The organism is Streptomyces buecherae (assembly GCF_014295035.1).
GTDB classification, from domain to species: Bacteria; Actinomycetota; Actinomycetes; order Streptomycetales; family Streptomycetaceae; genus Streptomyces; species Streptomyces youssoufiensis.
Genome location: NZ_CP060404.1, coordinates 2,165,308 through 2,188,549, shown reverse-complemented (window position 1 = coordinate 2,188,549; position 23,242 = coordinate 2,165,308). Strand labels below are relative to the sequence as shown.

At 70.8% G+C, this 23,242-nt stretch carries 20 protein-coding genes and 3 pseudogenes; 20 read left to right on the top strand and 3 right to left on the bottom strand.

Annotation, left to right across the window (positions count from 1 at the left end; all coding sequences use genetic code 11):
- The first annotated feature begins 513 nt into the window (after positions 1 to 513).
- The 16 genes and pseudogenes from ffh to H7H31_RS07890 all read left to right on the top strand — a co-directional run.
- A complete protein-coding gene (gene ffh / locus H7H31_RS07965) occupies positions 514 to 2,091 on the top strand; it encodes a signal recognition particle protein (protein ID WP_187060987.1) in 1,578 nt (525 codons plus the stop codon).
- Positions 2,092 to 2,473: 382 nt separating this feature from the next.
- Positions 2,474 to 3,886 carry a proline--tRNA ligase gene (gene proS, locus H7H31_RS07960; RefSeq protein WP_187060662.1) on the top strand — a complete coding sequence of 471 codons (1,413 nt, stop codon included), beginning with the start codon at positions 2,474 to 2,476 and terminating at the stop codon, positions 3,884 to 3,886.
- Positions 3,887 to 4,287: 401 nt separating this feature from the next.
- On the top strand, positions 4,288 to 4,878 hold the full coding sequence (locus H7H31_RS07955; RefSeq protein WP_176164354.1) for a hypothetical protein: 591 nt from the start codon (positions 4,288 to 4,290) through the stop codon (positions 4,876 to 4,878).
- A 154-nt stretch (positions 4,879 to 5,032) separates the two neighbouring features.
- Positions 5,033 to 5,476 (top strand): 30S ribosomal protein S16, encoded by a 444-nt coding sequence (gene rpsP / locus H7H31_RS07950; RefSeq protein ID WP_176164355.1) that lies wholly within the window; start codon positions 5,033 to 5,035, stop codon positions 5,474 to 5,476.
- Between the two features lie 2 nt (positions 5,477 to 5,478).
- The gene (locus tag H7H31_RS07945; RefSeq protein WP_176164356.1) at positions 5,479 to 5,718 is read left to right on the top strand and encodes an RNA-binding protein; all 240 of its coding nucleotides are present in this window, start codon (positions 5,479 to 5,481) and stop codon (positions 5,716 to 5,718) included.
- 289 nt (positions 5,719 to 6,007) lie between these two features.
- On the top strand, positions 6,008 to 6,553 hold the full coding sequence (gene rimM, locus H7H31_RS07940; protein ID WP_187060661.1) for a ribosome maturation factor RimM: 546 nt from the start codon (positions 6,008 to 6,010) through the stop codon (positions 6,551 to 6,553).
- Positions 6,553 to 7,374 carry a tRNA (guanosine(37)-N1)-methyltransferase TrmD gene (gene trmD / locus H7H31_RS07935; protein WP_187060660.1) on the top strand — a complete coding sequence of 274 codons (822 nt, stop codon included), beginning with the start codon at positions 6,553 to 6,555 and terminating at the stop codon, positions 7,372 to 7,374. Before rimM ends, trmD begins: the two co-directional genes overlap by 1 nt.
- A gap of 132 nt (positions 7,375 to 7,506) precedes the next feature.
- A complete protein-coding gene (rplS, locus tag H7H31_RS07930) occupies positions 7,507 to 7,854 on the top strand; it encodes a 50S ribosomal protein L19 (RefSeq protein ID WP_176164359.1) in 348 nt (115 codons plus the stop codon).
- Between the two features lie 51 nt (positions 7,855 to 7,905).
- Positions 7,906 to 8,691: a signal peptidase I gene (gene lepB, locus H7H31_RS07925; RefSeq protein WP_187060659.1), complete on the top strand. Its 786-nt coding sequence runs from the start codon at positions 7,906 to 7,908 to the stop codon at positions 8,689 to 8,691.
- Between the two features lie 574 nt (positions 8,692 to 9,265).
- Entirely contained in the window at positions 9,266 to 10,291 is a 1,026-nt protein-coding gene (gene lepB / locus H7H31_RS33770; protein ID WP_222624827.1) for a signal peptidase I, read from the top strand.
- Positions 10,221 to 11,330 carry a signal peptidase I gene (gene lepB, locus H7H31_RS07915; RefSeq protein ID WP_372456022.1) on the top strand — a complete coding sequence of 370 codons (1,110 nt, stop codon included), beginning with the start codon at positions 10,221 to 10,223 and terminating at the stop codon, positions 11,328 to 11,330. The genes lepB (H7H31_RS33770) and lepB (H7H31_RS07915) overlap by 71 nt, the downstream gene beginning before the upstream one ends.
- A 162-nt stretch (positions 11,331 to 11,492) precedes the next feature.
- Positions 11,493 to 12,209, top strand: a pseudogene (lepB, locus tag H7H31_RS07910) (signal peptidase I); the annotation flags it as partial.
- A gap of 238 nt (positions 12,210 to 12,447) precedes the next feature.
- The gene (locus tag H7H31_RS07905) at positions 12,448 to 12,963 is read left to right on the top strand and encodes an NUDIX hydrolase (RefSeq protein ID WP_187060178.1); all 516 of its coding nucleotides are present in this window, start codon (positions 12,448 to 12,450) and stop codon (positions 12,961 to 12,963) included.
- A 39-nt stretch (positions 12,964 to 13,002) separates the two neighbouring features.
- Positions 13,003 to 13,329, top strand: a complete 327-nt coding sequence (locus H7H31_RS07900; RefSeq protein ID WP_176164363.1) for a DUF2469 domain-containing protein — start codon at positions 13,003 to 13,005, stop codon at positions 13,327 to 13,329.
- A gap of 236 nt (positions 13,330 to 13,565) precedes the next feature.
- Positions 13,566 to 13,967 (top strand): YraN family protein, encoded by a 402-nt coding sequence (locus H7H31_RS33765; protein WP_269475468.1) that lies wholly within the window; start codon positions 13,566 to 13,568, stop codon positions 13,965 to 13,967.
- Positions 13,967 to 14,947: pseudogene (locus H7H31_RS07890) on the top strand (ATP-binding protein); the annotation flags it as partial. The gene H7H31_RS33765 and the pseudogene H7H31_RS07890, both read left to right, overlap by 1 nt.
- Positions 14,948 to 15,105: 158 nt before the next feature.
- Here the strand turns inward: H7H31_RS07890 and H7H31_RS07885 are convergent.
- The 3 genes from H7H31_RS07885 to H7H31_RS07875 are packed head-to-tail and all read right to left on the bottom strand — an operon-like array spanning position 15,106 to position 19,480.
- Positions 15,106 to 15,687: a DUF6262 family protein gene (locus H7H31_RS07885; RefSeq protein WP_187062485.1), complete on the bottom strand. Its 582-nt coding sequence runs from the start codon at positions 15,685 to 15,687 to the stop codon at positions 15,106 to 15,108.
- A complete protein-coding gene (locus tag H7H31_RS07880) occupies positions 15,684 to 18,305 on the bottom strand; it encodes a tyrosine-type recombinase/integrase (RefSeq protein ID WP_187062484.1) in 2,622 nt (873 codons plus the stop codon). Before H7H31_RS07880 ends, H7H31_RS07885 begins: the two co-directional genes overlap by 4 nt.
- The gene (locus H7H31_RS07875) at positions 18,302 to 19,480 is read right to left on the bottom strand and encodes a tyrosine-type recombinase/integrase (protein ID WP_232109733.1); all 1,179 of its coding nucleotides are present in this window, start codon (positions 19,478 to 19,480) and stop codon (positions 18,302 to 18,304) included. Before H7H31_RS07875 ends, H7H31_RS07880 begins: the two co-directional genes overlap by 4 nt.
- Positions 19,481 to 19,599: 119 nt before the next feature.
- Here H7H31_RS07875 and H7H31_RS07870 point away from each other — a divergent pair.
- From H7H31_RS07870 to H7H31_RS07855, 4 genes and pseudogenes are all read left to right on the top strand, one after another.
- Positions 19,600 to 20,247: pseudogene (locus H7H31_RS07870) on the top strand (ATP-binding protein); the annotation flags it as partial.
- On the top strand, positions 20,247 to 21,476 hold the full coding sequence (gene dprA / locus H7H31_RS07865) for a DNA-processing protein DprA (protein WP_187062483.1): 1,230 nt from the start codon (positions 20,247 to 20,249) through the stop codon (positions 21,474 to 21,476). The pseudogene H7H31_RS07870 and the gene dprA, both read left to right, overlap by 1 nt.
- A gap of 242 nt (positions 21,477 to 21,718) precedes the next feature.
- Complete coding sequence (whiG, locus tag H7H31_RS07860; protein WP_187062482.1) at positions 21,719 to 22,555, top strand: RNA polymerase sigma factor WhiG; 837 nt, start codon at positions 21,719 to 21,721, stop codon at positions 22,553 to 22,555.
- Positions 22,556 to 22,629: 74 nt separating this feature from the next.
- Positions 22,630 to 23,187, top strand: a complete 558-nt coding sequence (locus H7H31_RS07855; RefSeq protein ID WP_176166462.1) for a TetR/AcrR family transcriptional regulator — start codon at positions 22,630 to 22,632, stop codon at positions 23,185 to 23,187.
- Positions 23,188 to 23,242 lie beyond the last annotated feature (55 nt).

Sequence of the window (23,242 nt, the reverse complement as noted above, 5' to 3'; positions counted from 1 at the left end):
GGAGCACGGAGCACGGAGCACGGAGCACGGAGCACGGAGCACGGAGCACGGAGCACGGAGCACGGAGCACGGAGCACGGAGCACGGAGCACGGAGCACGGAGCACGGAGCACGGAGCACGGAGCGGCGGCTTCGTCGCGGCTACGGCGCGCGGTGCGGTGATCCTCACCGGAGGCACGGGGCACGGGGCACGGAGCCGTGGTGCTGGGTGGTGACGGGGGGTGGGTTGGGCCGCGTGGTGCGGTGGGCGCAGTACCCCACCCAGTGCGGGTCGACGTTCGCGCGGCGGATGAGGCACTGTGGGCACGGCGACCCACCTGGACAACGTCGCCGACGCGTCCTGGCGCAGTCGCATGGCCAGTCGGCCCGGGCACCGTGCGCGGGGCTCGGTACACCGCCCTCACCGGCGTCGGAAGGGGGGCCACGGGCAGCGGGGCAGACCAGGCCGGACCGGGCGGATACCCTTGGGGGTCAACCGCCGAATCGACTTCGACAAGAAGGACTCGCGACCGCCGTGTTCGATACCCTCTCCGACCGCCTCGCAGCGACGTTCAAGAACCTCCGGGGCAAGGGGCGCCTGTCCGAGGCGGACATCGACGCCACGGCGCGCGAGATCCGTATCGCCCTCCTCGAGGCGGACGTCGCCCTGCCCGTGGTCCGGGCGTTCATCAAGCAGGTCAAGGAGCGCGCGCTCGGTGCCGAGGTCTCCCAGGCGCTGAACCCCGCCCAGCAGGTCATCAAGATCGTTAATGAGGAGCTGGTCGGCATCCTCGGCGGCGAGACCCGCCGCCTGCGGTTCGCCAAGACCCCGCCCACCGTCATCATGCTGGCCGGCCTCCAGGGCGCCGGTAAGACCACCCTCGCCGGCAAGCTCGGCCGGTGGCTGCGCACGCAGGGGCACACGCCGCTGCTCGTGGCCTGTGACCTCCAGCGCCCCAACGCCGTCAACCAGCTCTCGGTCGTCGCCGAGCGCGCCGGGGTCGCGATCTACGCGCCCGAGCCGGGCAACGGTGTGGGTGACCCGGTCCGGGTCGCCGAGGACTCCATCGCCTTCGCCAAGTCCAAGCAGTACGACGTGGTGATCGTCGACACGGCGGGACGCCTCGGTATCGACCAGGAACTGATGCGGCAGGCCGCGGACATCCGCGACGCCGTGCGGCCGGACGAGGTGCTGTTCGTCGTCGACGCGATGATCGGCCAGGACGCGGTGAACACCGCGGAGGCGTTCCGGGACGGCGTCGGGTTCGACGGCGTCGTGCTCTCCAAGCTTGACGGTGACGCCCGCGGTGGTGCCGCGCTGTCCATCGCGCACGTCACCGGCCGGCAGATCATGTTCGCGTCGAACGGCGAGAAGCTCGACGACTTCGACGCCTTCCACCCGGACCGCATGGCCTCGCGCATCCTCGGCATGGGCGACATGCTGAGCCTGATCGAGAAGGCCGAGCAGACCTTCAGCCAGGCCGAGGCCGAGAAGATGGCGGCCAAGCTGGCGAAGGGCCCCAAGGAGTTCACGCTCGACGACTTCCTGGCGCAGATGGAGCAGGTCCGCAAGATGGGCTCCATCTCGAAGCTGCTCGGCATGTTGCCGGGCATGGGGCAGATCAAGGACCAGATCAACAACCTGGACGAGAAGGACGTCGACCGTACCGCCGCGATCATCAAGTCGATGACCCCGGCCGAACGGCAGGAGCCGACGATCATCAACGGCTCGCGCCGTGCCCGTATCGCACGCGGCTCCGGTGTCGACGTCAGTGCGGTCAAGAACCTCGTCGAGCGCTTCTTCGAGGCGCGCAAGATGATGTCGAAGATGGCCCAGGGTGGCGGCATGCCGGGAATGCCCGGCATGCCTGGGATGCCTGGCATGGGGGGTGGCTCGCGCAAGAAGGGCAAGCCCCAGAAGAAGGCCAAGGGCAAGCAGCGCAGCGGTAACCCCATGAAGCGCAAGGCCGAGGAGCAGGCCGCGGCGGAGCGCCGCGCCGCGGGCCCGGGCGCCCAGCAGGGCGACGCGTTCGGGCTGCCGGGCGCGGGCAAGGACGCGAGTTCGTTCGAGCTGCCCAAGGAGTTCCGCGACATGCTCCCGCCGCAGCAGTAACGGCTGTTACGCGGCTCCGCCGCTCGCGCCGTGGCCCCGTACCAGTACGAGGCCACGGCGCTGCCGTATCCGGCGCGCGCCGCACCCGCTACCCGCCCCCTCGCGGCCCGCTGCCCCCACGGCCCGCGCGCACGCGGCAGACTCGCGTGCCCCGTGCCCCGTGCCCCGTGCCCCGTGCCCCGTGCCCCGTGCCCCGTGCCCCGTGCCCCGTGCCCCGTACCCCGCTACGGACGCCGCCCCGTGCCCCGTGCTCGGCGCGGCGCTGCCCCTGACACCCGCCCACCCCGCGCGCACCCCGCAGGGCGCCGCACACGGGGCGGCGTGATGAGGGACCAGGGGCGCGATTCACGTTCTGCGGGGCTTGCCCCGTACGATCTGCGCCATGGCAAAGGCTCCCGTACTCACGCCCCAGGCGGACGATTTCCCGCGCTGGTACCAGGATCTGATCAACAAGGCCGAACTGGCCGACAACGGCCCGGTGCGCGGCACCATGGTCATCCGACCGTACGGGTACGGGCTCTGGGAGCGGATGCAGCGGGAGCTGGACGACCGGATCAAGGAGGCGGGCGCCGCCAACGCGTACTTCCCCCTGTTCATCCCGCAGTCGTACCTGACCCGCGAGGCCGAGCACGTCGAGGGCTTCGCGCCGGAGCTGGCGGTCGTCACGCACGGTGGCGGCAAGGAGCTGGAAGAGCCGGTCGTGGTGCGCCCCACGTCCGAGACGATCATCAACGAGTACTTCTCGAAGTGGGTGCAGAGCTACCGGGACCTGCCGCTGCTCATCAACCAGTGGGCCAACGTGGTGCGCTGGGAGATGCGCCCGCGCGTGTTCCTGCGCACCTCCGAGTTCCTCTGGCAGGAGGGGCACACGGCGCACGCCACGTACGAAGACGCGCGGGAGTACGCCGCGCGCATCCACCGCGAGGTGTACGCCGACTTCATGGTGAATGTCCTGGGCATCGACGTCGTGCTCGGGCGCAAGACCGCGAAGGAACGGTTCGCGGGCGCGATCAACACCCTCACCCTCGAGGGCATGATGGGCGACGGCAAGGCGTTGCAACTCGGCACCAGTCACGAGCTCGGCCAGAACTTCGCCAAGGCGTTTAACACCCAGTACCTCTCGGCCGACGGCGGCCGGGAGCTGGTGTGGCAGACCTCGTGGGGCGTCTCGACCCGGATGGTCGGCGGACTGATCATGTCGCACGGCGATGACAGCGGCCTGCGGGTGCCGCCGCGGCTCGCGCCCGTGCAGGCCGTGGTGTTGGCGATCAAGGGCGAGGAGTCCGTCGCCGCCGTGCGGGCCCTGGGCGACAAGCTGAAGGCCGCCGGCATCCGCGTGCAGGTCGACGACCGGGTGGACGTCCCGTTCGGCCGTCGCGCCGTGGACTGGGAGCTCAAGGGCGTACCGGTGCGGATCGAGATCGGCCCGCGCGACCTGGAGAACGGCACCGCCATGCTCGCCCGGCGCATCCCCGGGGGCAAGGAGCCGGTCCGCGCGGAGACCCTGCCCGAGACCCTGCCGGCGATCCTCGAAGAGGACCAGGCACTGCTGCTCCAGCAGTCCCGTGAGCGTCGGGAGAGCCGTACGACGGAGGTGGCCACGCTCGACGAGGCCGCGCAGGCCGCGACGGCGGGCGGCTGGGCGCGCATCCCATGGGCGAAGCTCGGCCCCGAGGGCGAGGCCAAACTGGCTGAACAGGCTGTGTCCGTACGGTGTTTGATCGCCGAGGATGGTTCGGTGCCGGACGCGGACGACGCTCCCGGTACGGTCGCCATCGTCGCCCGCTCGTACTGAGGCGGGCCCCTCGGCGAGGGGTGACCGTCCGACGCGGATTCGACGTCCGGGTTCCAGCCGTGCCGCACGCACGGCGCGGCTGGACGACGTCATGGCCCGGAGCGACGGGGCGGCACGCGGAGCCGTGCCGGCCATGGTGCACGGCGCGCGGTGCGGGGCGGTACACGGAGCGCCGCCGGCGCGCGGGGCGGGCGCGCGGCGCCCGCCTGAAGCGAGGTTCCTGCCCGGACGCTGGGGCGTACGCACCGGTACGTACCAGCTTGACGCGCGCCGTGCCGCTCCTCCGCAGATCTGCGCACCCGCCCTCGTCAGGAGGCATCAGCGTGAACCGACTGGTACGTGCAAATTATTTGGGATGCCCGGAATCGGAACACCCAGCCGCCACCGCTCGTTGTCACGACGTGAGCACGACACCACCTGTTCTCGCCGCGGAGCTGGCGCTGGCGTGGGCCGACATTCAACGGCACCACCCCGAGCTGCCGGATCTCGCCGCGCCCGAATCCTTGATCGGAGAGTCGTCGTCAGCCTGTGGCCACGAGCTCTCATTCGAACGGCTGCTGCACGAGGCCGTGCACGGGATCGCCGCAGCCCGCGGTATCCGTGACACGTCGCGCGCCGGTCGCTACCACAACCGCCGATTCCTGGCGATCGCCGAGGAGTTGGGCCTCGATCACGCCGAGGAGCCGCATCCAAGCAGCGGCTTCTCGCTGGTGACCTTGAACCCAGAAGCGAGAAAGCGCTACCGCCCGACCATCGAGCGGCTGCAGCGCGCCCTGAAGGCGCACACCGTGGCGACCGCCTCCGACACCACGCGTAGCTTCCGCGGCCCCGCCGCGCGGCACGGGTCCTCGGGCGGCGGCGTGCGCGTCAAGGCGGTGTGTGACTGTGGGCGCAACGTGAGAGTCGTCCCATCGGTCCTGGCCCAGGCGCCGATCATGTGCGGTGGATGCGGGAAGCCCTTCCGTATCCCCGAGGTGGTCGCGGTCGGCTGACCGGTCGCGGTGTGGCAGAATAGCGAGCTGTACTCGACAGTCGAACAGGACCCCTCTCTCCTCCGGCTGACGCGTCCATCGGGCACTCGGGTACCGCAACCCCACGCGGCACATCGAGTGCTCAACCACGTCAAGACCAGGAGACACCACTCCCGTGGCAGTCAAGATCAAGCTGAAGCGCCTGGGCAAGATCCGCGCGCCTCACTACCGCATCATCGTCGCCGACTCCCGTACCCGCCGTGACGGCCGGGCCATCGAGGAGATCGGCCTGTACCACCCGGTGCAGAACCCCTCGCGCATCGAGGTCGACTCGGAGCGCGTGCAGTACTGGCTGAGCGTCGGCGCCCAGCCGACCGAGCCGGTCGCGGCCATCCTCAAGGTCACCGGTGACTGGCAGAAGTTCAAGGGCCTGCCGGCTCCGGAGCCGATGAAGGTCGCCGAGCCGAAGGCCGACAAGAGCGCGCTGTTCGAGGCCGCGGCCAAGGACGCCGGTGACGAGCCGAAGGGTGAGGCGATCACCCCGAAGGCGAAGAAGGCCGACAAGAAGTCGGACGAGGCGGCCCCGGCTGCTGAGTCCACCGAGTCGACCGAGGCCTGAGGATGCTCGAGGAAGCCCTCGAGCACCTGGTCAAGGGCATCGTCGACAACCCTGACGACGTGCAGGTCGCCTCGCGCGTCCTGCGCCGCGGGCGCGTTCTGGAGGTTCGGGTACACCCCGACGACCTCGGCAAGGTGATCGGTCGCAACGGCCGCACCGCACGGGCACTGCGCACGGTCGTGGGTGCCATCGGCGGCCGAGGTATCCGAGTCGATCTCGTCGACGTGGACCAGGTTCGCTGAAGAGCGAGTGAGCACCGGCACGGGCCGGGGACGGCTGAACTGTCGTCCCCGGCCCGTGTCGCATTCGGCACTACGGTGAAGGTATGGCCAGCCCCGCCCGGCGCCCCGTGTCCCGCGCACCGTGTGTCCGCTCCGTGCCCCGTGCGGCCGGCCCTGTCCGGCGCTCCGTGTCACGGGGCGTGCGGCCGGGGACCCGTCCCGTACGCGCCCCGTGGCGCCGCCCCGCCTCCGTTCCGTTCGATTCACCCACCCCGCGTGGCCCACGCGGCGGCAGAGAAGGAAACGCACAGTGCAGTTGGTAGTCGCGCGCGTCGGCCGCGCCCACGGCATCAAGGGCGAGGTCACGGTCGAGGTACGGACCGACGAGCCGGAACTGCGGCTCGCACCGGGCTCCGTACTGGCGACGGAGCCCGCCTCGGCGGGGCCGCTGACGATCGAGACCGGCCGCGTCCACAGTGGGCGCCTGCTGCTGCGCTTCGCCGGCGTCAGCGACCGTACCGGGGCCGAGGCGCTCCGTAACGTCCTGCTGATCGCCGAGGTGGACCCCGAGGACGTTCCCGAGGACCCCGAGGAGTTCTACGACCACCAGCTCATCGACCTGGACGTGGTGACCGTGGACGGGGCCCTGGTGGGGCGCATCGCGGAGATCTCCCACCTGCCCTACCAGGATCTGCTCATCGTGCGGCGTCCCGACGGGGGCGAGGTCATGGTGCCGTTCGTCACCGAGATCGTTCCCGAGATCGACCTGACGGAGCAGCGGGCGATCATCGATCCGCCGCCGGGACTGCTGGACGACGGGGCGGCCGAGGTGGCACGGGGCGGGGACGACGCCTGATGCGGCTCGACGTCATCACGATCTTTCCGGAGTACCTGGAGCCGCTCAACGTGTCGCTGGTCGGCAAGGCGCGCGCCCGTGGCCAGCTCGACGTGCGCGTCCACGACCTGCGGGAGTGGACGCACGACCGGCACAACACGGTCGACGACACCCCGTACGGCGGCGGCCCGGGCATGGTGATGAAGCCCGAGCCGTGGGGCGAGGCGCTCGACGCCGTACTCGACTCCGGTACGGACCAGGGCGGGGCCGGCCCCGCCCTGGTCGTACCGACGCCCAGCGGGCGGCCCTTCACCCAGGCGCTGGCGATGGAGCTCTCCGAGCGGCCGTGGCTGGTTTTCGCGCCGGCCCGCTACGAAGGCATCGACCGTCGCGTCATCGACGAGTACGGGCAGCGGCTGGACGTGTACGAGGTCTCCATCGGGGACTACGTGCTCGCCGGAGGCGAGGCGGCGGTCCTGGTGATCACCGAGGCGGTCGCCCGGCTGCTGCCCGGCGTGCTCGGCAACGCCGAGTCACACCGCGACGACTCCTTCGCCCCCGGGGCCATGGCCGACCTGTTGGAGGGCCCCGTCTACACCAAGCCGCCGGAGTGGCGTGGCCGCACCATCCCCGACGTGCTGGTCAGCGGGCACCACGGGAAGATCGCCCGGTGGCGCAGGGACGAGGCGTTCCGGCGCACCGCGAGCAACCGCCCCGACCTCATCGAACGGTGCGACCCCGCGTCGTTCGACAAGGGCGACCGCGCGATTCTGGCCGCCCTGGGCTGGCAGCAGCGGGCGGATGGCCGATTTGGGCCGCCGGGGGCGGCCGTGGAAGAATAGGCCGCTGTTGTCCACCTAGCGCGCGCCCCTGCCACAGGGGGAACGACGCCCGCCCGGCGGATCGACAACACTCATCGATCATTCCGAAATCCCGTTGATGACCTGTGGCATCAGCGAAGAAAGCAGACGGTCATGCACCTTCTCGACAACGTCGACGCCGCGTCGCTGCGCAGCGACGTCCCGGCCTTCCGCCCCGGCGACACGGTCAACGTCCACGTCCGCGTCATCGAGGGCAACCGCTCTCGTGTGCAGCAGTTCAAGGGCGTTGTCATCCGCCGCCAGGGCTCCGGCGTGCGGGAGACCTTCACCGTCCGCAAGGTCAGCTTCAGCGTCGGCGTCGAGCGCACCTTCCCGGTTCACACCCCGATCGTCGAGAAGATCGAGCTCGTGACCCGCGGTGATGTCCGCCGTGCGAAGCTGTACTACCTCCGTGACCTCCGTGGCAAGGCCGCGAAGATCAAGGAGAAGCGCGACAACTGAGCCGAGGGCGTGCCGGGCGGTCACAGCATGGCCGGATAGGCTCTGGGCCCGATGGACACCGACGCACAGATCTCGGAGCGCGACCGCTCTCCCGACCCCGAACCGGGTCCGGAGCAGCGGTCGCGCTCTTCGCGTTTCCCGTGGCTGACCGGCGGCGGTCCCTGGCGCCGGACGGGGTTGCTGGCCGCGGCGTGCGTGACGTGTGTCCTGCTGCTGAGCGTCTTCGTGGTGCAGCCCTTCCTCATCCCCAGCGCCTCGATGGAGAACACCCTCAAGGTCGGGGACCGGGTGCTGGTGAACAAGCTGGCGTACCGTTTCGGTGATACGCCGCGGCGCGGCGACGTCGTGGTCTTCGACGGCACCGGCTCCTTCGCGGAGGAGTACCCACCGGAGAACCCCGTGACGTCGCTGCTGCGCTCGGCGGCTTCGGCGGTCGGCCTGGCCGAACCCGCCGAGACCGATTACGTCAAGCGCGTGGTGGGCGTCGGAGGCGACCGGGTCACCTGCTGCGACAAGCGGGGGAGGATCAAGGTGAACGGTCAGGCGGTGGACGAGGACTACCTGTACCCCGGAGACGCCCCGTCCCGCGTGCCCTTCGACGTCGTGGTGCCCGCGGGCAAGCTGTGGGTGATGGGCGACCACCGCAGCGCCTCGCGCGACTCCCGCGACCGCCTCGGCGCGCCGGGAGGCGGCTTCGTGCCCGTGGAGAAGGTCATCGGGCGGGCCGACTGGATCGGCTGGCCGCTGAACCGCGTTCGTTCCCTGCACCGCCCCGACGCCTTCGCCCAGGTGCCGGAGCCCGGCGGGACGCCGGCCTCGGGCCGGCGCCATGGGTAACCGCGGACGGCCGCGTTCCGGCCCCCATTCCCCGGAGCCGCCGCACGAGCCGGTACCACCCGGCGGCCCCGCCGGCGCCCCGTCCACGGGGCAGGGAGCACGGGGCCACGGAGCGGAAGGCTACGGAGCGGAGCCCGCCCAGGGCACGGGGCCCGGGGCGCCCACCGGCGTGGCCTCCGGCCAGAACCCGGGAGCCGACCCTACGGGGCCCCGGCGCGACGCCTGGAGCCCCGAGCGCGGAGCAGCCGGCGCGGGCCCACACGGGGCTGCCCCAAGGGGTGCGCCCACCGCCCCGCCCGTGGCCCCGTACCAGGCGCGCGGTCGCCCACCGCAAGCGGCGGCGCCGGGCGGCTACGGAGCGCCCACCCCGCCCTACGGAGCACCCGCCCACCCACCGCCCACAGCCCCCGGGCAGCACGGCTCCCACACGGCACCGGCCCGGCACGCGCCCGCCCCGTCGGGGCCCCAGGGCGTAGGGGCACCGCCGCGCACCGCGCGGCCGGCCGTCGCGGTCGACGACACGACGGATCTCGGCACGGGGCCTGGCGCGGGCCCCGTAGCGCTCGACGGCGAGCTGACGGAGCCCGCGACGGCACACGAGGGTGACACGGAGCGACCGTCGCCGCGCCAGTCGGGCGGTCGGGCCGAGCGACGCAAGGCGGCCCGCCGCGTCAGACGCCGGCGGCGCCGCTCGACGCTGCGCGAGATACCGCTTCTCGTCGCGGTGGCGCTGCTCATCGCTCTGGTGCTGAAGACCTTCCTGGTACAGGCGTTCGTGATCCCCTCCGGTTCCATGGAACAGACCATCAAGATCGGCGACCGGGTGCTCGTGGACAAGCTCACGCCCTGGTTCGGCGCCAAGCCCGAGCGCGGCGACGTCGTGGTCTTCAAGGATCCCGGAGGATGGCTGGAAAACGAGCACAAGCCCAGTGACGACGCCCCCGTGGGCATCAAGCAGGCCAAGCAGTTCCTGACGTTCATCGGACTACTGCCATCCGCTGACGAACAGGATCTGATCAAACGCGTCGTGGCCGTCGGCGGTGACACGGTGCGCTGTTGCGACAAGGACGGCCGGATCACCGTCAACGGCACCCCCATCGACGAGCCGTACGTCCACCCGGACAATGCGCCGTCGAAGCTGAAGTTCACGGTGCGGGTGCCCCCGGGGCGTATCTTCGTCATGGGCGACCACCGGTCGAACTCGGCCGACTCGCGCTACCACCTCGACGACGAGGCACGTGGCACGATCTCCGAGGACCTGGTCGTCGGGAAGGCCGTGGTCATCGCCTGGCCGATCGGTCACTGGCGGCGGCTGGAAGAGCCGGAAACCTTCGCCTCCGTAGGCGACGCGAGTGACGCTCCATCCCAGGCGGTCGGGGCTCCGCATAGTGTGTCTTCCGGCTCTGCGCTTTCTCCGGAAGCGCAGGGATTGACCCATCTCCCGACCCTTGCGGAACTCCCGCTCGTTATGGGGTTGGTGGGCCTGCGTCGAACCTGGGGCAGGCGGCAGCGCGGCAAGAGGAGTGGATGTGGGGGATTTGGCGGTCGGCGCACGATCCGGACACGAAGAGCCCGAGAGGCGGCCCGAGCACCCCGGTGAGTCACCCGTGAACGGGGCGTCCGAGGCCGAGACCCCGTACGACGCGGGTCGGGGCGACGGTCTCGGTGGGCCCGGCCAGGAGGCCCGGCAGCACCGCGACGGTGCGGGGCCGGACGGCGACGACGTGGCCCGCCCGCGCGGCGCCCAGGGCACCGAGCCGGAGGACGCCGTGGCCGAGCCGGGCACCCCCGGGGGGCCCGCCGACGGTCAGGCCAGCACCGCGGCCGCCGAGCCCAGCGAGGAGGAGCAGCGCGCGCGGGCCCGGCGCGCGAAGCACCGTTCCTTCTGGAAGGAGCTACCGCTCCTCGTCGGTATCGCGCTGCTGCTCGCACTGCTGATCAAGACGTTCCTGGTGCAGGCGTTCTCCATTCCCTCCGACTCGATGCAGCACACCCTGCAGCGCGGCGACCGGGTGCTGGTCGACAAGCTCACGCCGTGGTTCGGCTCGGAGCCCGAGCGCGGCGAGGTCGTCGTCTTCCACGACCCGGGCGGCTGGCTGGACGAGGCGCCGCAGTCCGACTCGGGACCGATCGCCGAAGGCATGCAGAAGGTCCTCAGCTTCATCGGCCTGATGCCGTCGGCGGAGGAGAAAGACCTGATCAAGCGCGTGATCGCGGTCGGTGGCGACACGGTCGAGTGCAAGAACGACGGCCCGGTCAAGGTCAACGGCAAGGCGCTGGACGAGCCGTACATCTTCCCTGGCGACACTCCGTGCGGTGACAAGGAGTTCGGCCCGATCCACGTGCCCGAGGGCCGGATCTGGGTCATGGGCGACCACCGTCAGGACTCCCTCGACTCCCGCTACCACCAGAACCTGGACAACGGCACCGTGTCGAACGACGAGGTCGTGGGCCGGGCGATCGTCAAGGCGTGGCCGATCAACCGCTGGGGCACGCTGCCGGTTCCGGACACCTTCGACCAGCCCGGGCTGAGCGCGGCGGCGTCGATGACGCCGACGATCGCCGGGTTCGCCGGCGCCCTGCCCCTGGTGTTGTGGCGCAGGCGCCGGCTGATCAAGAAGGCGGAACTGAAGAGCTGACGGCGCCCATACCGCCGGGTAAGGTGCGGACCCGTGCTGGCTTGAGTGCCGGGTCCGCCCCGCCGCGCGCACGGAGCCGCTGCGGAGTCCGTACGGGGCGTCCGGCGCGATCGGGGCACGGGGCGGCTCGTACGGAGCGCCGGCGGGTGACAGGGGAGTGGAATGGGCGGACCACGACGGACGAGCGACGGCCACAGCCGTCGCGGCAGCGTGGTGTCGGGGCTGGCGGTGGCACTTGGCTGCGTGCTCTTCCTCGGCGGCTTCGCCTGGGGCGCCGTGCTGTACAAGCCGTACGCCGTGCCCACCGACTCCATGGCACCGACCATCGCCAAGGACGATCGGGTCCTCGCCGAGCGCGTTGACGGCGACGACGTGCGCCGGGGGGACGTCGTCGTCTTCCGCGACCAGGTGTGGAGCGACCTGCCGATGGTCAAGCGCGTGGTCGGGGTCGGTGGCGACAAGGTCGCCTGCTGCGACAAGCAGGGGCGCCTCACGGTCAACGGCAAGGCCATCGAGGAGCCGTACCTGGAGCGCCAGGGCCCGGCCTCGCCGACCGTGTTCTCCGCGACGGTGCCCCGGGACCAGCTCTTCCTGCTCGGCGACAACCGGGACACCTCGGTCGACTCCCGAGGCCACCTGGCAGACGGCGACCAGGGCGCCGTACCGCGGACCGCCGTCCAAGCGCGGGTGGAGGCGGCGGTCTGGCCCCTGGGTTCCCTGGGGATGTTGGAGCAGGCGTCGGGCTTCGACGAGCTGCCGGGCGGGGTCTCGCAGCGCGGGCCGCTGAGCCTGATCACCGGCATGGTGGTGGCCGGCGCCGTACTCATCCTCGGAGGGGCCGCCTACGGCCCGATCGCGAACCGTAGGGGCGGCAAGGGCAAGCCACGTAGCGGCGCCACACGGGGCACGGAGCACGGGGCACGGAGCGGCGCCCCGCGCGGCACCGGGGCCGCGCCGCCCACCCAGCGGACGCCCCCCGGACGCGGGGCGGGCACGAGGGCCAGCGGCACGGAGCACGGAACGGCGGCGCCGGGCGCGCAGGCTCCGGGAAGCAGACCGGCGCGAGGCGACGGTGCGGGCCGGCCCGGACGGGGCAGGGAAGGAACGGCGAAGAACGGTGGCTGACGGCATACGGGAGGGCTCGGCCGGGCCCGGACTGCGCAAGGTCGCGAGGGTGATCCTGCTGGGCCCCGACGACCGCATCCTGCTGATGCACGGATACGAGCCACACGATCCGTCGTCCACCTGGTGGTTCACCCCCGGTGGCGGCGTCGAGGCGGGGGAGACCCGCGAGCAGGCGGCGCTGCGGGAGCTGGCCGAGGAGACCGGGATCACCGACGTACGACTGGGCCCGGTGATCTGGCAGCGGGTGTGCTCCTTCCCGTTCGACGGGCGCCGATGGGACCAGGACGAGTGGTACTACCTGGCCAGGACGGAGCAGACGCGGACCCGCACCGCCGGTCAGACCGACCTGGAGCGGCGCAGCGTCGCCGGGCTTCGATGGTGGACCGCCGAAGAACTGTTCGCCACTCGTGAGACGGTGTACCCGACCAGGCTCGCCGAACTGCTGCGTACGTTGCTCGACGAGGGCCCCCCTACCGCGCCGGTGGTCCTGGAGACGGAGCGCGTCTGACGCACAATGGGGGGACGCACGGCTGAAGGGGAACATGCCATGAGTGCCGAGGACCTCGAAAAGTACGAGACCGAGATGGAGCTGAAGCTCTACCGGGAGTACCGCGACGTCGTCGGTCTGTTCAAATACGTGATCGAGACCGAGCGGCGTTTCTACCTCACCAACGACTACGAGATGCAGGTGCACTCGGTCCAGGGCGAGGTCTTCTTCGAGGTCTCCATGGCGGACGCGTGGGTCTGGGACATGTACCGGCCGGCGCGCTTCGTCAAACAGGTACGGGTGCTGACGTTCAAGGACGTGAACATCGAGGAGCTCAACAAGAGCGACCTGGACCTCACCTCGGGCGAATCCGGTTTCAATAACTGACCGCTGTCCCGTCGACTCGGTGAGCGAAGGTTTCTTCACTCGCATGGGTGAGCGAGTTTTCCCCAGCACCCCGGTCATCCACCAAGATCCAAAAGTTCGCGACCCCTCCGGCACCGTCAGTGCCGGAGGTACTACTCATGCCGCGAACATCCCGGAAACGATCCCCCGCACACCCCGCGCCCAGCGAGGCCGGGGCGCCACGCCCCAGCCTCGCCCCGCCCGCGCCACCACCCCCGGTGCCCGGGACCTGGCCCGCCACCGCTGATCGACCCCGCCCCTCGTCGGCCCGCCGCGCCCTCGGCGCCTACGGCGAGAACCTGGCGGTGAGGCGTCTGGTGGCAGCCGGGATGCTCGTCCTGGCGCGCAACTGGCGCTGCCGCGAGGGCGAGATCGACATCGTGGCCCTGGACGGCGACGCGCTGGTCATCTGCGAGGTGAAGACCCGCAGAGCGGGTGCGTACGAGGACCCGATGGCCGCCATTGGCCAGGCCAAGGCCGAGCGCCTGCGCCGGCTCGCCGCCCGTTGGCTGGAGCGGTACGGCGGGCCGCCGGCCGGCGGGGTGCGCATCGACGTGGTGGGCGTGCGGCTGCCGGACCGTGGCGCGCCGGCCGTCGAGCACGTGCGGGGGGTGTCCTGATGGGCTTCGCTCGCACGTGCTCGGTGGCGCTCGTCGGCGTCGAGGGGGTCGTGGTCGAGGTGCAGGCGGATCTGGAGCCGGGCGTGGCGGCGTTCACGCTGGTGGGGCTGCCGGACAAGAGCCTGTCCGAGAGCCGGGACCGGGTTCGGGCGGCCGTCGTGAACTCGGGTGCCGAGTGGCCGCAGAAGAAGCTCACGGTGGGGCTGAGCCCCGCCTCCGTGCCCAAGGCCGGCAGCGGATTCGACCTCGCAGTGGCCTGCGCCGTCCTCGCCGCGGCCGAGTTCATCGACCCACGGGAGATCGCCGACCTGATGATGATCGGCGAACTGGGGTTGGACGGACGGGTGCGACCGGTGCGCGGCGTGCTGCCGGCCGTGCTCGCCGCCGCTGACGCGGGGTACCGACAGGTCGTCGTCCCGGAGCAGACCGCGGCCGAGGCGATGCTGGTGCCGGGCGTCTCCGTGCTGGGCGTGCGCAGCCTGCGCCAGTTGGTGGCCATCCTGACCGATGCGCCGGTGCCCGAGGAGGCGGAGGAGCCGGACCAGGGGCGGCCCGATCCCATGCTGGCGGGCCTCGTGCTGCCGGGCGCCGGTGCGGGTACGGGCACGGTCGGTCGCGCCGGGCCCGCCCGGCGGCTCGACATGGCCGACGTGGCAGGTCAGCAGGGTGCCCGTAAGGCCCTGGAGGTGGCGGCGGCCGGCGGGCACCACATCTATCTCAAGGGTCCTCCGGGCGCGGGCAAGACGATGCTGGCGGAGCGGCTGCCGGGGTTGTTGCCGCCGCTCACGCGGGACGAGGCGCTCGAGGTCACCGCGGTGCACTCCGTGGCAGGCGTCCTCCCGCCGGGCAAGCCACTCCTGGACGTACCGCCGTACTGCGCTCCGCACCACTCCGCGACGATGGCCTCACTGGTGGGCGGAGGCACCGGCATCCCTCGACCGGGTGCCGTTTCGCTGGCCCACAACGGGGTCCTTTTTCTGACGTTTTCCGGCTGAGCGAGCTGCGGAAGGGTCTGTGACCTGGGAGAAAACATAGCGAACATGTCCGGGATGTGGAGCACGACGGTGTCGCTCGATCGGGTGGAGGTTTCGACGGTGACCGGGCCTCGGAGGGCGTGGAACGTCTCGGCAGGCTCTGGTCATGAAAGCTCCCGTTCGGTGAGTTGAACTTCGAGGTCGGCGATGCGCTTGTCGGCGAAGCGGACGTTGTCGCGGGCGGCGGCGAGCTTGTCGGTCAGCGACTTGTTCTCGGCCGCTAGTCGGCGAGCTCGGCGGGTGAGGTTGGCGTTGTCGGTGGTGACCCGGACGATGTCCTCTTCGCTCCACTGGGTCTGAAGATCTTTGACCTGGCCGAGGAGGTCGCCGATCCGTTCGCGTTGCGTGCGGATCTCGTCGTGGGCGGCCTTGAGGGCCTCCTCGGCGTTCAGGGCGCGTTCCCGCCAGGAAGCCTCGATGGCCTCGGATTCGGCTCGGCGGTCCTGGACGCGGCGGCCGGCAGCCCGGCTGACCGCTTCCGCGACGAGAGCCCTGGCTTCGGCGTGCTCGTAGAGGAAGGTGCGGGAGACATCGGCCTGGCGGGCGACGGCGGCCATCGTGATGGGCCTCTTCGCTCCTGCCAGCTGCTCCAGCACGGCCTGGATCCGCTCCAAGGCCGCCTGGGTTTTGCGGCGTCGGGCCTCAAGCGCGTTCGACGTGCGGGCCGCGGGCACTGTCGTCGTCATTCGTCCTCCTCGGGCCAGTCGGTGTCGAGGGCGTCTTCGGCGGCAGCAGCGAGGTCCGTGGCCCGGAACGCGGTGCTCCAGATGCGGCCGAAGTAGTCCTGGGGCCGACGCAGGTCCAGGGCGAGAGCCTGGTCGAGGAGACCGAGACCGCCCAGGGCCTTCTCCAGCCCGTCGATGGCCCGGTCAGTGGGCTCGAAGACCTGGTGCAGGTAGTCGGCCGTCGCATCGTCCGGGGCTCGCTCGGCGATGGATCTCCACTGCTCACGCTTGCGGCGCCAGTAGAGAAGATCAGCGCCCGACATGACGAACTTGTCGCAACCCTCGCAATTGAGTTTCCAGGGGCATTCGCCGCCGTCGACGACGGGCTGGAAGGTGCAGAACCCGCCCTCGGCCGGGGTGGACCGGCGTGAGAGGTCCAGGGCCAGGGCTTCCGCCTGCGTGCGGCTCATCCCTTCGCTAGGCGAGGCGAGGAGCTTGCCGGGTGTGGCGGCGCCGGGGCCGGCCACCCAGACGTGCTGAAGGACGTCCTCGATCTCGGAGCTGGCGACCTTCGCGTAGTGCTCGGCCATGCGTACCGACACCTGACCGAGGTATTTACGAATGTGGTGGAGCCCGGCGCCGTGCCGCAGCAGGTTGGTCGCCAGCGTGTGGCGGGCCTGGTGCGGGACGCATGAGCCGAGGTCCAGCTCGTTGATCCAGCGGGAGAAGCAGGAGTGGAAGAAGGTGTAGGAGATCGCGCGGTTTCCCATGGGGTTGCGGACATGGCTGGGGAACAGGGCGAGTTGCTTGCGCTCCGCGGGCGTGGGCTGGCGAGCGTGACGATCCTCGAACCTGCCGAGTGTGATCCGCTGGCGTTCACGGATCCGCTGGTAGATCCGCTCGGGGATCCTGATCGCCTCGTCGTAGTTGCCGACCTTCGTCTGGTCGTGCCAGAGCAGGGGCAGATTCCCGTAGCGGCCGATGCACTCCAGCCGCAGTTCGAGTACCTCCCCGCAGCGGCGCCCGCTGAAGACCAAGGTTTCCCAGACGTCGCGCACCCCGCGGTCGTGGGAGTCGTAACTGACGGTCAGCTGTTGCAGGTTGGCGTCGTCGGCCAGGGCTCGCGCGACATCGTCACTGAACGGGCTGCGTTTGCGCTGGGCCACCCCGTTCCCGCCTCCGTGAGGGAGGGCGGTGATGAAGGCCCGGGAGAGCCCGACGCGTTCGGCCTGCCCGTTGTCCAGAGCTTCGCGGAGGACGAGCCGGCTGTAGTTGAACACGAATTTCAGCGAGACGTCGGTGACCTTGCTGGGCTTGTCCTTGTAGGGGTGGCAGACTCCCAGGTGGGGCAGGCCCTCGCGGGCGCGGTTGCGGTGATCGGCGACGAACCGCTTCATGTGTTCCTCGCCGAGCAGCCGCGGATCGTGCCCGCCTTCCGGCGCGGCGACGGACAAGAACGCACCCAGCTCGATGCAGGACCGGCGGCAGGCATCGAACGGGGTGCTGCTGCGTGATCCGGCGGGATCATCCAGCCGGGCGGCAAGGTGGTCCCAGAGCAGGTCACGCAGCCATCGCTGCGAGATCTGGGTCAGGTCGAAGTGGCTGAGACGGTGTCGGAAACGGACTCCGAAGTGCTCGGTGTCGATGTAGCCCAGTTCCCTGCTGTCGGCCCGGGTGAAGTAGACGAGCTGGAGGTGGCGACGGATCTCCTCGACCACCAGCTGACCGCGCCGGGCCAGCCGTGAGGTGGACAGACTCTCGTCGAACAGTGAGGTGACCCGTTCGGCGCGGGCGGCATCCGCGATCCGCTGGAGCCACTGCAGCGGCCACACGGTGTGCTGGGAACGCTGAGCGTGCGCGATCATCCCCCACCGGATCTCGGCCCTGACCAGCGGAGGAAGCCCCCGGAGGTTGACCTGCCCAGCCCGTGTCGCGGCCGCCACCTGCGAGCACCAGGCCCGGAAGGCGCCCTCGTCGTCGTAGAACACCGGGACCGGGCGTCCGACCTGCTCATAGGCGAACCATTTGCCGGGCAACGTTGCCTGGCCAGGCCGTCCGTCGGCCGAGTACTGCCGCTCGTGCGCCAAACACAGCCTCATCGGGCCGCGGGCCCAGGACAGACAGACCGCCGCGGCGCACTGGCCGTAGGACGGGTAGGGCACCTCGCCGGCGAGCCAGACGTCGAAGTCCAGATCCGGCGCCGTGGTCAGGGCGAACTTCCACCGGCCAATGTGGCGCTGACACAGCTGCCTGAGCATGTTGGTTACCGGTCGCTCGGGACAGATCCGGCAGGTGGCCGGTTCCGAAGTCGACTCCGTGGAGTGCAGCGGCCCGGCGGTCCGGGCATAGGAGAACCGGCTCAGGTCGGGTTGCTCACGGCGAACGCGGTGCCAATCTGTCTGATGGGCGCTGCACAGGTCCTTGCCCGTTGTGAACGGCGTCCGGCAGACCTCGACGGCGCACTGCCAGCCGTAGACCTCGTGGCGCGGCGGGATCCTGATCAGATCATCGCGGTAGAACGTGTCAACCGTGGGCGCCTGGGTGAGGGCTTCGAGCAGCTCCAGGCGGTCACGGACTCGGCGACGGTCGCCGTGGTGGTCGACCACGGGCAGCAGCGGCCGCGGTGTCTGCCCGGTCATGCGCCCTCACCCCAAACCGTGCGCAGGGCAGCGTCGAAGACCGAGTCATGGATGTCGACGTGGGCGTAGATCTCGTCCACGACCTCCGTCGAGGCCCATCCACCGGCGTCCCGGGCCACTACCAGGTTCCCGTTTGCCGCGTCGAGAACCGAGGTGGCAAAAGTGTGCCGAAATGCGTGGGGGCGAACCCTTCCCAGCCCACCACGGACGGCGGCTCGACCGATCATCTTGCGGGCCCCCTCGGGAGCCCAGGGCATCCCGCGATTCGCGCCGTGCAACTGGACCAGCAGTTGACCGTGCCCGGCGCCCCGCGGGTACTCGGCCATCATGTAGTCGAAGTAGGCGTGGATCATCGTAGGGCTGACCCGCTTGATCAGACCGCCGCGGATGACGCCGTCCTCCAGCTCCCACGGGTACTTCGTCTTCGCCCTGGCTCCGTTGGCCAGACCGTCGCGGTGGCAGACGTGGGCGTGCGGGGTGCGGCACTCCCCGCAGGCCGCCCCCTCCCGCAAGTGGAGGTCGGCGAGATGAAGCCCGCAGAGCTCACCGATGCGGAAGCCCCCGTCGCTAAGCCACTGCACCACCAGCCGGTCGCGCGCGGAGTTGACCTCGTCCAGCAGGACCTCACGGGCGCCCTCCGGCAGCATCTTCGGATGCCGACGGCGCGTGCTCTTGGGCGCCAGAGGGTTGGACGGCATATCGCGCTTGACGTGCCCCAGCAGAGAACGCTGACGGTCGGACTTGGTCGGCATCCGGCGCAAGTTCAGATCCTCGGCCAGTCCAGCGTTCACCCCCAGCGCGGCATGGTGCAGGTAGAAGCCCTTCAGGCACGAGGCCGCAGTCTTCAGTGCACTGTTGCCGTACGACTTCTTCCCGACGCGCCACGGCGTCCCCAACGGCATCGGGACACGGGCCCCGACCGCCCCCATGTACCTCTGTAGATCCCGGAACGCGACGGTCTCCGGCGCCAGCCCCTCGTGCTCCAACCACCGCAGGTGATCAACGAGCACGTAGGCGTACGTCTTGTCCGTACCCGCCCCGGCGTACACATCCAGGTACCCATCGGCCGCCGCATGGACGTCTCCGTTCGCCCCAACGATCGTGTACGAGATCCGTCCGTCTCGATGCCGCACTTCCTGCACCCTGAGCTGACCCATGACCAGTTTTCGTGCCACTTGCCCTCCGAACTGACTTGATGCGACATGGCGAACATCCCGATCGCGGTCACAAAACGAGACCGGGACGTCACGAGTCACAGGCGCCGCAGACATCACGTACAGCTCAAAGGGAGGCCGGAAAACTGGATGAAGCCGCCGAGTTCAGCGGGCGCGCCTTGGAGGCGCTGCGGCAGCCGCTGGAGTCGGGACACGTGGTGGTGGCCAGGTCGGCCGGGGTGATGCGGATGCCGGCCCGGTTCCTGCTGTTGCTGGCCGCCAACCCGTGCCCCTGCGGGCGGCACGGGCAGCCTGGGGACGGGTGCGCGTGTTCGCCCGCCGTCATCCGCCGCTACCAGGCCAGGCTGTCGGGCCCACTCCTCGACCGGGTGGACCTGCGCGTCCGAGTGGGACCGGTGAGCCGCGCGGAGCTGGCTGGCGAGCTGGGTCGGGCGGAGAACACCGCGGTGGTGGCGGCCCGCGTACATGAGGCCAGGGAGCGGGCCGGCGCGCGCTACACCGGAACGCCCTGGACGGTGAACGGCGCGGTCCCCGGGTACGAGCTGCGCACACGCTGGCCGCTGGCACCGGGAGCGCTGCGCGAGGCGGAACGCGACATGGAGCGGGGCGTGCTCACCGCACGCGGACTGGACCGGGTGTTGCGCGTCGCCTGGACCGTGGCAGACCTGGCCGGCCACGACCGGCCGACGCGGGATGACGTGGCACAGGCCCTGCAGTTGCGCACCGGCGTCAACCGCGGCGTGCCCCAGCCGATGGGACGCGCGTGATGGCCCCGGGCCCGGCCGCCGAGGAGGGCGGTGCCCCGAGCCAGCGCCCCGAGCCCGCCACGGGGGGCGCCGCCAGGCAGCGGGTCGACGACGACGTGCGGCTGGCCCGAGCCGCGCTGACCCGGCTGACGGAGCCGGGGGACGAGGTCGTCGGCCGATGGCTGCGCGAGCTCGGCCCCGTGGCGCTGCGACGCGCGCTGACCGGTGCCGACGCGCCACCGCCGGGGGCGAGTGGCCGACGCCTCGCCGGCTGCGCGCTCCGTGCCGCCCGGCTCGACCCGGCCGGCGACCTGGCCGCCATGGAGGCGCTCGGCGGGCGCTTCGTCTGTCCGGAGGACGCGGAGTGGCCGAGCCAGCTCGACGACCTCGAAGACGCCCGACCCGTGGGGCTGTGGGTGCGCGGGGCGGCGTCGCTGCGGATGTGGGCGCTGCGGTCGGTGGCCGTGGTCGGCGCGCGGGCCTGCACCGACTACGGGGCGCACGTGGCGACCACGCTGGGCGCCGGGCTCGCCGAACGGGGCTGGGTGGTGACCTCCGGGGCGGCCTACGGGGTGGACGGAGCGGTCCACCGGGGCGCCCTCAGCGCGAACGGGGCGACCATCGCCGTGCTCGCCTCCGGGGCGAACGTTCCCTACCCACGTGGCCACACGGAGCTGATCGACAGGGTGGCGGAGCAGGGCCTCGTGTTGGCGGAGCTGCCCCCGGGCAGCCACCCCACGCGTAGCCGGTTCGTGTTGCGCAACCGGGTCATCGCGGCCCTCACCCGCGGCACGGTCGTCGTCGAGGCCCAGTACCGCAGCGGGTCCCTGGTCACCGCCCGGTGGGCGCAGCGGCTGGGACGGTGCGCGATGGGCGTGCCCGGCCCCGTGACCAGCGCACTCTCCGCCGGCGTGCACGAGCTGTTACGCGGGGAGGCGCTGCTGGTGAGCGATGCCGACGAGGTGGTCGAGCTGGTCGGCAGCATCGGGGACCTCGCGCCAAGCCGGCAAGGCCCCGTCGTGGGGCGCGATCTGCTGGAGGCCGCGGCCGCCCAAGTGCTGGAAGCGTTGCCCGCCCGCGGCACGAGTGACACCCGGGCGGTGGCCCGGGACGCGGGGATGAGCCACGACGAAACGTTGACCAGGCTCTACGAATTGCTCTCCCTCGGCTTCGTCCAACGAACCGGTGAACGTTGGGAGTTGGCCCGCCCGGAGCAACGGGGGAAAACCTCGCGGCGAGGCGGTTCTTGATTTGCGGCAATTGGGTGAAAGGGTGTGGGAGATGACCGTATACGCCGTTGTAGAGCCGGCATTGCGGTCGCCGTCCGCGCTGGCGACCGTAACTCCGGGGTGCGGAGAACGGAACGAATCTGCGCATCGCATAGCCCCTGTCGCTCGCACACTGCGACGTATCAGTCACGCTACGCTCACAAGGATTCCGACGCGGGCACACGTCCTGACCCACGTCACGGCAGAACGGCTCAAGGCGACGCATGCCCCAGCACACCTCCGGGTCTGAACGCGCGACGGTGCCGCCCGCTGCCCGCGGCGCTGTCCGGCCACCCGCGCCCTCGTCCCTCGAAGAACTGTGGCGCTCCTACAAGGCCACCGGGGACGAGAGGCTGCGGGAACAGTTGATCCTGCATTACTCGCCGCTGGTGAAGTACGTGGCCGGCCGCGTCAGTGTGGGGCTGCCGGCCAACGTCGAGCAGGCGGACTTCGTGTCGTCCGGAGTCTTCGGCCTTATCGACGCCATCGAGAAGTTCGACCCCGAGCGGGCCATCAAGTTCGAGACCTATGCCATCACCCGCATCCGCGGCGCGATGATCGACGAACTGCGGGCCCTGGACTGGATCCCCCGCTCGGTCCGACAGAAGGCCCGGGCGGTCGAGCGCGCGTACGCCACGCTGGAGGCCGCCCTGCGCCGCACGCCCTCGGAAGTGGAGGTCGCCGCCGAGATGGGGATCGGCCTCGAAGAACTGCATGGCGTTTTCAGCCAGTTGTCCCTGGCCAACGTGGTGGCTCTGGAGGAGTTGCTGCACGTCGGGGGAGAGGGCAGCGATCGACTCACCCTCGGCGACACGCTGGAGGACCAGGCCGCTGACGACCCGGTGGAGGTCGCCGAGGACCGGGAGCTACGGCGACTGCTCGCGCGCGCCATCAACACCTTGCCGGAGCGGGAAAAGACCGTGGTGACGCTCTACTACTACGAGGGGCTCACGCTGGCTGAAATCGGGCAGGTGCTCGGCGTCACGGAGGGCCGTGTCAGCCAGATTCACACGAAGTCCGTGCTCCAGTTGCGTGCGAAACTGGCCGACGTCGGGCGCTGAATCGTCCCTCCTCCGTCGTGGTGTGTGGCGCACGTACGTAAAGTGGAGGAGTGCCCAGGATTCGAGCGGCCTCGGTGGCCGAGCACCGGACGATGCAGCGCGGCGCCCTGCTGGACGCCGCCCGTACCTTGCTGTCTGAAGGCGGTACCGACGCGCTGACGTTCCCCGCCCTCGCGGAGCGGACGGGGCTCGCCAGGTCGTCCGTCTACGAGTATTTCCGGTCGCGGGCCGCCGTGGTCGAAGAGCTGTGTGCCGTGGACTTCCCCGTGTGGGCGGCCGAGGTCGAGGCCGCCATGGAGCGAGCCGACACCGCCGAGGCCAAGATCGAGGCTTACGTCCGACAACAGTTGGCGCTGGTGGGCGACCGACGTCACCGGGCCGTGGTGGCGATCTCCGCGGGGGAGCTGGACGCGGGGGCGCGGGAGAAGATCCGGGCCGCGCACGGTGGGCTGATCGCCATGGTGGTCGAGGCGCTGGGCGCGCTCGGTCACGAGGAGCCCCGGCTGACCGCGATGCTGTTGCAGGGCGTGGTCGACGCGGCCGTCCGGCGCATCGAACTGGGCGCCGCGGAGGACCCCGGACGTATCACGGACGCCGCTGTTGCCACGGCCCTGCGCGGAGTGTGCGGCTGAGCCGCCGCTCGGCGCCCCAGGCGTAGCCGCGCCCAGGCCGCCACGGCGGTCACGA